Raw genomic sequence first — 12445 nt, 5'->3', positions numbered from 1 at the left:
TAAAAATTCTAAGTCCTGCATTTATGGAGAGATATATGTCTTTAAAGAAGAAAATTTCATACTCGGAACTTATCGGCTCAGCAAAGGCAAATGAGCTTCAGACACAGTTACAGGCTTATGTACCAGGTAAGGATCCTAATATTGTTGTTGAGCATGAGCCAAGTAAAAATGCTGCAAAAGAATTAATTCGAGGTGATTATCGCTGGGGGCATCAGGGCGACGATAAGTCTGAAACTTTCCAATTAAATTATAGTTTCCTGGAGAGTGAACCGGAGAATATGCCTTGGCATATTACTGGGTTTTCAGCATTTAATGAAGAACAAAGAACTGCTGCGAAACTGTCAATACAATCTTGGACTGATGTCGCTAATATTAATTTCACTGAAACAACTGATTCAGATAAGGCGCACATTACCTTTGGTTTCTTTGACGTTAGTTTGAGGGGGAGCTATGCGTTTGCTTATCTTCCCAGTCCTGAATCGAAACAATCAGGAACCTGGTATAACCTGAAAAGCCACACTTTCTCAGAAAATGATATTGGCGTAAACGGTTATGGCCGTCAGACTTTTACTCATGAAATCGGCCATACATTGGGGTTAGAGCATCCCGCTGACTACAATGCGTCTGATAAGGAAAGACCGACTTATAAGAAGAGCGCCACGTATTTTGAAGATAGCCGCGCTTATACGGTCATGAGTTATTTCAGTGAAAAAAATACCGGACAAGACTTTAAAGGTATTTATTCTTCCGCACCATTACTTAACGATATTTCTGCCATTCAGGAAGTGTATGGCGCTAATAATACAACCCGTACAGGTGACACTGTATATGGTTTTAATTCCAACACTGATCGTGACTTCTTTACTGCAAAAGATGAGAACAGCAAATTGTTGTTCACCGCTTGGGATGCCGGTGGTAATGACACATTTGATTTCTCTGGTTTTACTCAGGATCAGCGTATCAACCTGAATGAAACTTCCTTCTCGGATGTCGGCGGCCTGAAAGGAAACGTCTCTATTGCCCGTGGCGTAACAATTGAAAATGCGATTGGCGGCAGTGGTAATGACATTCTGATCGGGAATGACGCAGAAAATATTCTGAAGGGTGGTGCCGGTGATGACATTATCTACGGTGGCCTGGGTGCAGATCAGCTTTGGGGCGGGGAAGGCAAAGATACATTTGTTTACCTGAGCGCTAAAGAATCACCACCTCTTGAGCGTGATTGGATCCATGACTTCGTTTCCGGCGAGGACAAGATTGATGTGTCGTTGTTCGATCTGGGTGAAGCAGGGAAAGGCGGCGTTAAGTTTGTCAGGGAGTTCACTGGCGCAGTCGGGGAAGCAGTGCTTCGCTATGATACGGTTAACAAGGTGAATGATTTCGCTATTAATTTAGGTGATGAATTCTCCTACGATGATTTTTGGGTGAAAATTGTCGGAGAGCCGATATTAGAGTCTGATTTCATCCTTGCATAACACAACAACACAACCGCATCTGACTGGATGCGGTTATGAGTTTGGAGGCGGAATGACTTGTTCAGCCTGGTGTCTGAAATTTGTGCTCTTTGCTTCTCTTGTATTCAGTGTTATCGGAGGAAGTATGGCAAGTAGTCTTCATCTCCCATACGCCAGTGAATTAAAAGGCGTGTGGCGACTGTCGGATGAACATCAGCAATGTGATGTCTCATTGACTGACCAACCATTACCTGAAGGGTCAATTTGGTCACTTAACGGTGATAGCGCCTGCTTGACGGATATGTTTGGCGAGGTACCTGCCGGGTGGCGGCCTACTCCTGATGGCATCACGATTACCGATGAGCAGGGCAGTGGTTTGGCTTTCTTCGCTCAGGAGTCGGATGGCTGGTTTGCTCGCTTTGCTGGTGGCCGGGAATTGATGATGAAGCCCAATAAGAAAAGTGGATAGGGCGGGAAACGTTAGCGTCAGATGGCGATTTTTTTAGAAAGATAAAAAAATATATCAAACAGTTATTAAGGAAATACTGTGAAATTACATCTCCCGAAGGATGAAATTACTGATGTTATTCGTGCCCGTAGCCGGGTGTTCTGGACTATCGGGTTGTTCACTGCCTTTATTAACCTGCTGATGTTGGTTCCATCTGTTTATATGTTGCAGGTTTATGACAGAGTATTGCCATCTGGCAATGAAATCACTTTGCTGATGTTGACTCTGATTACTCTTGGCATGTTTACCATGATGGGTATGCTGGAATATATCCGCAGCATGATTGTCATTCGTATCGGTAGTCAGCTTGATATGAAGCTGAATAATCGTGTTTATACTGCATCTTATGAATCAAATCTGAAAAATGGCACAACAGATGCGGGTCAGATGCTCAATGATTTGGCAAATATCCGTCAGTTTTTGACCGGAAATGCCTTGTTTGCTTTCTTTGATGCCCCCTGGTTTCCAATCTATCTGTTGGTTATTTTTCTTTTTAACCCTTGGCTTGGTTTATTGGCATTGATAGGTGCTCTGGTATTAATTGCCCTTGCTGCGCTGAATCAATGGTTATCCAGTCAGCCTTTGTCCGAAGCAAGTCAACTCTCTCTGCGTTCAGCCAGCCTTGCCAGCACTAACTTACGTAACGCAGAAGTAATAGAAGCGTTAGGCATGTTGCCGGTGCTTCGCCGGAGATGGTTTGGGTTGCATGAACGTTTTCTGAATTTCCAGCGCATTGCCAGTGAACGGGCTTCTGTGATTAATTCAGTCACTAAAACTTTGCGTATGGCATTACAGTCGCTGATCCTCGGATTAGGGGGCTGGTTGGCGATTGGCGGGCATATCACGCCGGGAATGATGATTGCGGCTTCAATTCTGATGGGGCGTGCGCTTTCACCGATTGAACAACTTATTCAAGCTTGGAAAGGCTGGAGTGGCGCCCGTCTATCATGGCAACGGTTAACAAACCTGTTGGAACAACAACCAGAACGGAAACCGGGAATGTCATTACCCGCACCAAAAGGCAATTTGGCTGTGGATAAAGTTTCTGCCGCGCCTCCGGGAAGAAACAGCAAAGTTGTTTTACAGGATGTCAGCTTTACGCTGGATGCGGGGGATGTGCTGGGATTAATTGGCCCCAGTGCTTCCGGGAAATCGACCCTTGCCAGGTTACTTGTCGGAATATGGCCGGCACAGGAAGGTGTTGTACGCCTAGATAATGCCGATATTTATCAATGGAATAAAGACGAATTGGGTTCCTCAATAGGCTATTTGCCGCAAGATATTGAGCTGTTTGGCGGCACTATTGCTGAGAACATTGCCCGTTTTAATGAAGTGGAGCCGGAAAAGGTTGTTAAGGCGGCACAGAAAGCGGGGGTTCATGAGCTGGTATTGGCTCTTGATAAGGGTTATGACACGGTTATTGGCGCCGGAGGGGTTGGGTTATCTGGTGGGCAGAAGCAGCGAATTGGTCTTGCCCGCGCGTTATATGATGAGCCGTCATTGGTGGTCTTGGATGAACCTAATTCCAGCTTGGATGAAGCAGGGGAAAGAGCACTGAATGAGGCTATTGCCCAGCTGAAAGCGCAAGGAAAAACAGTGATTGTGATTACTCATCGCATGTCATTGTTGTCACAGACAAACAAAATATTGTTGCTGGTTCAGGGAAAAATGAAGATGTTTGGTTCATCTCAGCAGGTGATAGCGGCTTTATCGCAACAAAATCAGGAACATTCTGCGGCCAAGGCAGTAGCACAGGCATCATAAGTAAATAGGCATTCAATCATAATAATATTAAATAGCTGAGACGGAGATTTCTGTCCGGGAGTGGATATGTCTGATCAGATTACGCCGGTAAGAGATGGAAAAGGATTGTTGCTTCTGGAAGAAAGGTATTTTTTACGACTAGGATGGTTAGTGATTGGGGTGGGGATCCTGGGGTTTCTTATTTGGGCAGTATTGGCGCCGTTGGATAAGGGGGTTGCCTCTTCAGGCGTGGTGGTGGTGGATGGCAATCGTAAAACCGTTCAGGCCCCGGCAAGCGGTATTATCAGCCAGATTAAGGTTGTTGAAGGCGAAACAATCAAAGCGGGTCAGACACTGGTCCAGCTCAGTCAGGTGCAGGCAAAAGCCCAAGTCGATGCGCTACAGGATCAACTGCATACCACACTAGCAACGGAAGCGCGTTTATTGGCGGAACAGCATGGTGATGAAACTCTGATTTTCCCTGAAATATTACAGCAATTACAATCTGAACCCCGGGTGAAAGAGATCATCGTACTGCAAAAACAGCTGTTTGCATCACGTCGTGAAATGCTGCAAAGCGACTTGGAAGGGCTTGAACAGTCTGTTAAAGGCACAGATTTTCAGATTAAAGGGTTGAAATCTTCTCTTGTCAGCAAGCGTGTGCAGCAGGCGGCGCTTAAGGAGCAGATAACTAATCTTAAATCTTTATCGGATGAGGGATATTTCCCGCGTAACCGTTATCTGGAGCTGTTGCGTGAGCAGGCTGAACTCAACAGCGGCATAGCGGAAATGGTAGGACGTGCTGGTCAGCTTGAAAAACAGTTACAGGAAACACAGCAGCGTATTATTCAGCGCAAAGCAGACTATCAGCGGGAAGTTCGCACTCAATTGGCGGATGTGCAGGTTGCTGCTAGCGAATACAGAAATAAGCTGGATACCGCACAGTTTGAGCTTACCCATACCTCAATTGTCGCGCCAGTTGATGGTACGGTTGTCGGATTAAATGTTTTTACGCAAGGTGGTGTTGTTGCTCCCGGCGAAAAACTGATGGAAATCCTGCCGGATCAGATGGCGCTTGAAGTAGAAACCCGTGTTGCGGTGAATTTGGCGGATAAAATCGGTAAAGGGATGGATGTGGATCTGATGTTCACTGCTTTTAACCAGAACCGGACGCCAAAAATTGAAGGGAAAGTGGTCATGGTTTCCGCAGACAGGTTGGTAGATCCTGCAACTAACCAACCTTATTATCAGATGAGGGCTGTTGTTTCTCCTGAAGAGATGGAAAAACTGAAAGGATTGGATATCAGGCCAGGGATGCCGGTTGAGGTCTTTGTTAAAACGGGTTCCCGCTCTTTGTTTAGTTATCTATTTAAGCCATTGGTGGATCGGGCTTCAACATCGTTGATAGAGGAGTAATTATGAAATTGAATCATGCTTCTTTATCCGTGGGTTTGCTTATTCTTTTCAGCGTCGGTTTATTCTCTTTTCCTGCATGGTCGCTAAGTTTGACAGAGGCTTATGTGCTGGCATTAGAAAATGATCCTACTTTTCTTGCTGCAATAAAAGAGAAGGAAGGGGGGGCTGAGTATGAAAAAATTGGCAGAGCAGAATTGTTACCTAAGGTGATGATGTCTTATCAGAATTCACCGAAGAACTGGCAACATACGGAATATCCTGCTGGTTATGATCGTCGGGGAAATAGGATTACTGAAACCCGGGATCGCCAATATCGCAGTTATAACGCAGCGATTGTGATAACTCAGCCATTGATGGATTTTGAAATATTGGCGCGTTATAAAGCCAGTCAGGCTCACACCTTGATGAGTAATGAACGTTTTCGGGCAGATTTTCAGCAGCTGGCTGTCAGGGTCGTGAATGCTTACGTGGATGTGGCTTATGCGCAGGATCAGATTGATTTAGTCGTACGGCAGAAAATGGCTTATGAAAAACAACTGGAACTGAATAAGAAATTGTTTACTTCTGGTGAAGGGACGCGTACTGATGTGGTGGAAACACAATCCCGTTACAGTCAGTCTGTTGCAGATGAAATAGCGGCCAACGACGATTTGGATGCGGCAATTCGGAATTTGCAACTGATTATCGGTGTTCCTCTGCCTGCCGATTTACCGGTACAGAGATTATCGAATAAAAAACAATTTCAGATATCGAAGTTGTCGCCTGGCCGTTATGAGGAATGGGAAAAATTGGCATTAGCTAACAATCCGGCTTTGGCCGCCTCCCGTCAGGAAGTGAAAGCGGCGTATTATGAAGTGCAACGTAACCAGGCCGGTTATTTACCCAGGCTGGAACTTTACGCCTCCCATTCTGAAAACGAATCCAGCAGCGATAATACGGTAGATCAAAAATATCGAACCGACACCATTGGCTTGCGGATGAGCATGAATATCTATAATGGTGGCGGGACGTCTGCCGCTGTGCGTCAGGCAGCGGCACAATACGGCAGAACTAAATATGATCTTGATGCTCAGGCGGGAGAAATCCTTAATGCATTACGACGTAACTATAATCAGTACCTGAATAGCGAAAAACGGATCAATGCTTATGAAATAGCTGTTGAATCAGCCAGTTTGCAGGTAGATGCGACCAGCAAAAGTGTTGTTCTCGGACAGCGGGTTAATGTGGATGTCCTGAATGCTGAGCAACAGTTATATACTGCCCGGCGTGATCTTTCTCAGGCAAAATATAACTACATTAAAGCTTGGATCGGCCTGCTTAATGAGGCCGGAGAATTAAAAGGCGAACATCTGGATAAGATAGCCGGTTATTTTCGCTAGTTTGCAGTTGTCAGCCGGAGTTGTTGCAGATTGCCAGTTAAAGCCAGATCGGTACGTAATGACGCAACTTTCCGGCTGATAAAAGCGATTTCTTTATTTGACTCCAGTTTGTTGCGCCATTTATCGGGCTGTTGATCGAGGTTCTGGAAAAGGTTATCCAGCGTACCGGACTGTTGCAGTAAAGTGGCTGCGGTTTTAGGGCCGATTCCCAGAACTCCAGGGATCTTACTGCTGCTGATACCCGCCAGGCCCCAGTAATCAGGCAACTGCGCCGGTAAAACGCCAAATTCTCGTTGAACAAATGGCATATCCAACCAGCGTTTCTGGAAATAGTCCCGGATACGGATATTCGGTGAAAGTAACTGGCAATAACCTTTATCGGTAGAAACAATGGTCACATTATGACCAGGGGAAGCGATTTTTACTGACAGCGTTGCTGCCAGATCATCGGCTTCATGCCCTTGAGCATGCCAACAGGCAACCCCTTGTTGCTCAAATGACGCTCTGATCTGCGGCATTTCTTGTTTCAAATTGTCGGGCATTGGTGAACGGCCTGCTTTGTAGTCAGGCAATATTTGGTGGCGCCAGCTATGACTACGATCTTCTTCATCAAATACGGCAACAGCATGTGTGGGATTGGTATGTTGGATCAACTGCCTTAACGCATGTTCACAAGCGGGAATACATGGGCTACCCTGCACCGCGTGAATACGGCGGATAAGGTTAAGGGCATCAACAATCAGAAGGTGTATCATATGGGTCACTATCCAGCAGAGTTATGCTCCATCCGTGGAGCAGACATCATTTTCTTGGGGCATTTTAACTGATAATTTCGTAGCAGGGTTCGTAGGCTGTGCCTCCTGGTAATTTCATCCGATGTTGTTCCACAAAGTTTTTCAACAGATTATCCATACGGCGCATTATTTCAGTATCACCATGGATTTTGAATGGGCCATGTTTTTCAATCGTTTGAATACCAATCTCCTTCACGTTACCTGCAACAATCCCAGAGAAAGCACGGCGTAGCGATGCTGCCAATTTTTCCGGCGACTGATCGGGATAGAGATTGAGATTAACCATGTTTTCATGCGCTGGCTCGAATGGTTGTTGCAGATCATGATTGATCTTTATTGACCAATTAAAGCTGTATGCATCACCGGTACTGTGTCGGTTATCTCTCACTAATGGCATCGCTTTTTTCATTACCTGGGCAACTTCCGGCGCATTATCAATAATAATGTGATAGTAGCGTCGTGCCTCTTTTCCTAATGTGTGAATAATAAATTCATCCATGACCTGGAAATAGTCTGCACTCTCCTCCGGACCGGTAAGAATCAATGGCAGCACTTGCCCCTGGTTTTCCGGGTTCATCAGAATGCCGAGCAGATAGAGTAATTCTTCTGCTGTGCCGACGCCGCCTGGGAAAATAATGATGCCGTGAGCAATGCGAACAAAAGCTTCCAGACGTTTTTCTATGTCTGGCATGATAACCAGTTCGTTCACGAGTGGGTTAGGGGGTTCGGCCGCAATGATGGAGGGTTCAGTGATACCGATAAAGCGGCTATTTTTATAATTCTGTTGGGCATGACCTACAGCTGCGCCTTTCATCGGTGCTTCCATTGCACCAGGGCCACAGCCGGTACAGATATTGAGCCCACGTAACCCAAGCTGATTACCGACTTTACGGCCATACTGATACTCTTGCTTACTAACTGAATGGCCTCCCCAACAGACGATCATGTTGGGATCTTCATTGGTATGCAGCGTTCTGGCATTGCGTAGAATAGAGAATACTCTGTTGGTGATATGTGCGCTATTTTCCAGATCGAGATGATGCTGTTGTTCTGAATTGGTAATTTGAGCATGAACAAACAGGATATCCCGAAGTACTGCGAATAAATTAGCTTGTAGTGAATGGATAATTTTCCCATCAACAAATGCATCTTCTGGTGGGTTCACCAGTTCCAGTTTTACCCCGCGCTCACGGCGCAATACGTTAATATCAAAATCTGTGTATTTAGAGAGCAGCTCTTTACTATTATCGGTTTGGCTACCTGAATTGAGTACAGCCAGTGAGCAGTTACGGAACAGGCGATACAGATCACTTTTGGCGGTACTCTTTAGCATATCTACTTCAAGTTGAGATAATAGATCCATTGAGCCGAGTGGGTTGATATGTGTGATCAAGAATGACTCCTTTATACCGTGTATGGATTACACATCAATATCACTAAACTGAATGTATTACATTGCCTATTTCAGCTTATTTTGAACAAACGGCACTCAGAAAATTGACATCCTCCCCTTCCTAAAAGAAGGCGATTCCTGCAACCAGACGGCGATGCCCCGCCGTAAGAATGTTCATTGCCGCATTTCTGTCGCGGTTGCGTGTTGCTCCGCACTCAACACATGTCCATTCTCTTATTCGCAAACCTGCTCTACCTTTTGGACTGCCGTCGGAGATAGCTCCGCAGTACGAACAGGTCTGGGTGGAGTCGTTTTCGTTTACAACATCAAACACCACTGACCGCGCAATCGCTTTCACCTCATACACCACCTGGCGCAGGAGCTTCACATGCTTGTCCTTAACCCGGACAGAGAGTATTTTGGTCTGCATTGTCATAATGTGTTATTATATGCAGAAATTAATCATAAAATCAAAGTTAGTCTATGAATGAAATACGAACAGGTCGGCACTGTGTATTCATGATGCACGCTCATCTTATTTTCGTCACAAAATATCGGGGTCAGATATTCAGCAATGAGCATCTCATAAAGCTGGAAGCGCTCATGCGAGGCGTATGCAGGCAGTTTGAAGTTGAACTGAAGGAGTTCAACGGGGGATCAGATCACATTCACATGTTGATTCATTTCCCGCCCAAAGTCGCTATCAGCAAGCTGGTTAACAGTCTGAAAGGGGTTAGCAGCCGAAAAATGAAAATGTTTTTCCCTGAATTACACAAACCCGCATGGAAAAGCGATGCGCTATGGTCGCCATCATACTTTGCAGGTAGTGTGAGCGGCGCTCCTCTTGAAGTTGTTAAGCAATATATTGAGCAGCAGAACCGCCCTCGATAATTTTTTAATTCATCATTGTGCGCACTCATTTGAAATGCGCTCTGAAAATCCCTGGAATGATAGAATGCTATCAATGCGCGGTTATCATGAAAAGAGCCATTAAAGTCCGCCTCTATCCCACTGTTGAACAGGCTGAATTTCTGAATCTCAGTTCGGTGCAGTGCGTTGCGTCTTTAACAAAGCGCTCCATATCAGCCGCCACATGTACCAGCGCAGCGGATTATCGTTAAATCCGAAACGCGACTTAAAGCCGTTATCCATCGGGAAATCATCGGCAAGGTATCAAGTATCACTATGACACGTAGTGCGACGGGTAAATACTCTGCCGCGATTCTTTGACCCGCAACAACCGCAATCTGCGGCGGAAACAAAAAGCCTTATCCCGAAAGAAAAAAGGAAGCGCTAACCGGGCGAAAGCGCGGTTACAGGTAGCCAGGTGCCATGAACACGTAGCCAACGCCAGAGCCGATTTTCAGCATAAGCTTTCCCGTACACTGATTGACGAAAACCAGGCGATCATTGTGGAGACGCTGAAAACGGCAAACATGATGAAAAATCACAGACTTGCCCGTGCTATTGGGGATACAGGCTGGCACAGTTTCATCAGCAGGCTGGAATACAAAGCGGAACAAAAAGGCGTTTATGTGGTGAAACTCGATCAGTGGTACGCCAGTTCCAGAAGGTGTCATTGTTGTGGTGGCAAGATGTCGGAAATGCCGCTCGCGTTGAATAGTCCACCGGTAGGAAAGAGCCGTATTGCCGGCTCTGATGGGTTACCCGCATGGGGTGATATTCCGCCACCATCTCAAAAAGAGCTGCAACGTTCGGCAGAACGAAAGAAGCAGCATCTGATGTCACAGGCCGCAAATACTATCGCACCGTTACAGGACGCCGTTGATTTGGATATTGCTACGGATAAAGAACAAACCACACTAACTGAATGGCGTAAATACCGAGTGTTGCTCAGTCGGGTGGATTGCTCAATTGCCCCTGATATCGTATGGCCGGAACAACCAAAGTGATGACAGGGTGTGTAACCGCAAACGTCATTGCTATTGATCTCATACCAATCCAGACATGGTGGTCTAACCAACATCATTCAGGAATATCACCATGCTTTTCGCGGGAAGCCCCTTCCTTTCAGGTTGTTGGTCAACCCATTACATCTGCTGGATTGGGGAATGTAATATCATTAAGAAACGGAAAGTACTTTTGTTGATGTAAAAAAGATTACCTTCATCCTTATCACCACTTTCCAGCATTTAATATATCGCATTCCCCATTGTCAGGATTAAAGATCTAAGTATTGATCACATTTCACACCATCCATTCAGACAGACAAATAATCACACATTAGAATAGTTTGCTTATGTCACTATAAAATTCTCAATATTTCCTATGGAAATATTGCCGTTTTATCACCAAAACCAGATTAACTTAAGAAAAGAGAAAGTCCGATGGATCAACGCAACAACCGAGTGGTCAGGGCCACGAGTTATCTTTTAATTTACCTGACCGCCGTTTATCCCCTTCATCCCGCTATGGCCGCCGGGATAACGCCGGATAATAGCCAGACACAGGTACAACATCAGGGCGGTGTCCCGGTTGTCAATATCGCCACACCGAATGACGCCGGGATATCCCATAATACCTACCAAGCGTTTAACGTTGCCACTCAAGGCGCCATACTCAATAACGCTACCCAAACGGCGCAATCACAACTGGCCGGGCAACTTAACGCCAACCCTAATTTGCATGGCAAAGCGGCGGAACTGATTATCAATGAAGTCACCGGCAACGGACGCTCTGAGCTGCAAGGTCAGCTGGAAATTGTCGGCAATAAAGCCAATGTGATGATTGCCAACCCTAACGGTATTACCTGTGATGGCTGTGGTTTTATCAATACTGCCAGTGCAACCCTGACCACCGGTAAACCCCAGTTTGACAAACAGGGTGCGCTGGAAGCGTTGGAAGTTAAACAAGGCCAGATCACCATTGGCGGCAAAGGGCTGGAGGGCAAAGCGACGGATTATGTCGATATCATCAGCCGGGCGACGGAATTAAACGGAAAGATTCAGGCCAACACGCTCTCTTTGACGCAGGGCGCCAACCGCATCAGCTTAAAAGACGGCACGGTTAACCCGCTTGCCGGAGAGGGCGCTAAACCGCAATTAGCCATTGATACCAAAGCGCTGGGCGGCATGTATGCCAATAAAATCCGGCTGGTGGCTACTGAGGATGGCGTTGGGGTTAATTTGAAAGAGTTAACCAGCGACCAGCGTGATATTACTTTAAACGTTAATGGCAAAATTGAATTAGGCAATGCTAACGCTAAAACCGACTTCAATATTATCGGCAAAGAAACTGATATTGCCCCAAATATTACCGTGCAAGCAGAGCGAGATATTACCCTGGCAAACACCACGCTGGAGAATAAAGGTAGCGTAACTGCCGGCCGGGATATGCGGGTATTTGGCGACACCGTGCGTAATACCGGGGATAAAGCTTTACTGCAAGCCAGCGATAATCTGTGGATACAGAAAGATGCGCAGGGAAATAAAAATCAATTAGTCGAAAATAGATCGGCAACGATAAAAACCGTGAAAGGGGATTTGGTTGTCAGGACGCATGAGCTGAATAATGCCCGCAGTCTCTATTTTTTTGAAAAAAGAGAAGTCGCTCCCAACCCGGCAGATAAAAATTTCAACATCCTCGAAGCACAACATAAACATGGACATAATTTAAAAAGTATGCACCCCAGTGTCCTCACATCGGGTGGAAATATTTATATTAACAGTGAGATATTATCAAATCAGGAATTGAGCAAAATTGAAGCCGAAAAAGATATTTTCCTGACGGGAAAAAAA

11 protein-coding genes and 1 pseudogene are annotated in these 12445 nt (G+C 45.7%); 9 read left to right on the top strand and 3 right to left on the bottom strand.

Annotation, left to right across the window (positions count from 1 at the left end; all coding sequences use genetic code 11):
- Window positions 1-23 precede the first annotated feature (23 nt).
- From prtA to ABR397_RS04590, 5 genes are all read left to right on the top strand, one after another.
- A complete protein-coding gene (gene prtA, locus ABR397_RS04610) occupies window positions 24-1475 on the top strand; it encodes a serralysin (protein ID WP_350304676.1) in 1452 nt (483 codons plus the stop codon).
- Between the two features lie 52 nt (window positions 1476-1527).
- Window positions 1528-1923 (top strand): protease inhibitor Inh/omp19 family protein, encoded by a 396-nt coding sequence (locus ABR397_RS04605; RefSeq protein ID WP_350304675.1) that lies wholly within the window; start codon window positions 1528-1530, stop codon window positions 1921-1923.
- Window positions 1924-2001: 78 nt separating this feature from the next.
- Window positions 2002-3726 carry a type I secretion system permease/ATPase gene (locus ABR397_RS04600; RefSeq protein WP_350304674.1) on the top strand — a complete coding sequence of 575 codons (1725 nt, stop codon included), beginning with the start codon at window positions 2002-2004 and terminating at the stop codon, window positions 3724-3726.
- A gap of 66 nt (window positions 3727-3792) precedes the next feature.
- Window positions 3793-5121 carry an HlyD family type I secretion periplasmic adaptor subunit gene (locus ABR397_RS04595; RefSeq protein WP_350304673.1) on the top strand — a complete coding sequence of 443 codons (1329 nt, stop codon included), beginning with the start codon at window positions 3793-3795 and terminating at the stop codon, window positions 5119-5121.
- Window positions 5122-5123: 2 nt separating this feature from the next.
- Window positions 5124-6500 carry a TolC family outer membrane protein gene (locus ABR397_RS04590; protein ID WP_350304672.1) on the top strand — a complete coding sequence of 459 codons (1377 nt, stop codon included), beginning with the start codon at window positions 5124-5126 and terminating at the stop codon, window positions 6498-6500.
- On the opposite strand, the gene xni is transcribed toward ABR397_RS04590, so the two are convergent.
- The 3 genes from xni to ABR397_RS04575 all read right to left on the bottom strand — a co-directional run bounded on the left by xni (window position 6497) and on the right by ABR397_RS04575 (window position 9117).
- The gene (xni, locus tag ABR397_RS04585; RefSeq protein WP_350304671.1) at window positions 6497-7255 is read right to left on the bottom strand and encodes a flap endonuclease Xni; all 759 of its coding nucleotides are present in this window, start codon (window positions 7253-7255) and stop codon (window positions 6497-6499) included. The two genes, ABR397_RS04590 and xni, sit on opposite strands and share 4 nt — an antisense overlap.
- Before the next feature lie 64 nt (window positions 7256-7319).
- Window positions 7320-8687: a nucleotide 5'-monophosphate nucleosidase PpnN gene (gene ppnN / locus ABR397_RS04580; protein WP_350304670.1), complete on the bottom strand. Its 1368-nt coding sequence runs from the start codon at window positions 8685-8687 to the stop codon at window positions 7320-7322.
- A gap of 121 nt (window positions 8688-8808) precedes the next feature.
- A complete protein-coding gene (locus ABR397_RS04575; protein ID WP_350304742.1) occupies window positions 8809-9117 on the bottom strand; it encodes a zinc ribbon domain-containing protein in 309 nt (102 codons plus the stop codon).
- A 53-nt stretch (window positions 9118-9170) separates the two neighbouring features.
- On the opposite strand from ABR397_RS04575, the gene tnpA reads away from it, so the two are divergent.
- The 4 genes and pseudogenes from tnpA to ABR397_RS04555 form a co-directional block, all read left to right on the top strand.
- Entirely contained in the window at window positions 9171-9578 is a 408-nt protein-coding gene (tnpA, locus tag ABR397_RS04570; RefSeq protein WP_350304669.1) for an IS200/IS605 family transposase, read from the top strand.
- Between the two features lie 86 nt (window positions 9579-9664).
- A pseudogene (locus tag ABR397_RS04565) lies at window positions 9665-10300 on the top strand (RNA-guided endonuclease TnpB family protein); the annotation flags it as partial.
- The gene (locus ABR397_RS04560; protein ID WP_350304741.1) at window positions 10283-10600 is read left to right on the top strand and encodes a tail fiber assembly protein; all 318 of its coding nucleotides are present in this window, start codon (window positions 10283-10285) and stop codon (window positions 10598-10600) included. The pseudogene ABR397_RS04565 and the gene ABR397_RS04560, both read left to right, overlap by 18 nt.
- 435 nt (window positions 10601-11035) lie before the next feature.
- Window positions 11036-12445: filamentous hemagglutinin N-terminal domain-containing protein (locus ABR397_RS04555; RefSeq protein WP_350304668.1), on the top strand; the 1410-nt coding region annotated here is incomplete at its 3' end.

This window comes from Photorhabdus viridis (assembly GCF_040256935.1).
Classification (GTDB): domain Bacteria; phylum Pseudomonadota; class Gammaproteobacteria; order Enterobacterales; family Enterobacteriaceae; genus Photorhabdus; species Photorhabdus viridis.
This window is presented reverse-complemented; position numbering and strand designations above follow the sequence as displayed.

Excerpts from the sequence above, each read along its gene's own strand:
- prtA (WP_350304676.1), top strand. The coding sequence starts at position 24 with ATGGAGAGATATATGTCTTTAAAGAAGAAAATTTCATACTCGGAACTT.
- ABR397_RS04605 (WP_350304675.1), top strand. The coding sequence starts at position 1,528 with ATGACTTGTTCAGCCTGGTGTCTGAAATTTGTGCTCTTTGCTTCTCTT.
- ABR397_RS04595 (WP_350304673.1), top strand. The coding sequence starts at position 3,793 with ATGTCTGATCAGATTACGCCGGTAAGAGATGGAAAAGGATTGTTGCTT.
- ABR397_RS04590 (WP_350304672.1), top strand. The coding sequence starts at position 5,124 with ATGAAATTGAATCATGCTTCTTTATCCGTGGGTTTGCTTATTCTTTTC.
- xni (WP_350304671.1), bottom strand. The coding sequence starts at position 7,255 with ATGATACACCTTCTGATTGTTGATGCCCTTAACCTTATCCGCCGTATT.
- ABR397_RS04575 (WP_350304742.1), bottom strand. The coding sequence starts at position 9,117 with ATGCAGACCAAAATACTCTCTGTCCGGGTTAAGGACAAGCATGTGAAG.
- tnpA (WP_350304669.1), top strand. The coding sequence starts at position 9,171 with ATGAATGAAATACGAACAGGTCGGCACTGTGTATTCATGATGCACGCT.
- ABR397_RS04560 (WP_350304741.1), top strand. The coding sequence starts at position 10,283 with ATGTCGGAAATGCCGCTCGCGTTGAATAGTCCACCGGTAGGAAAGAGC.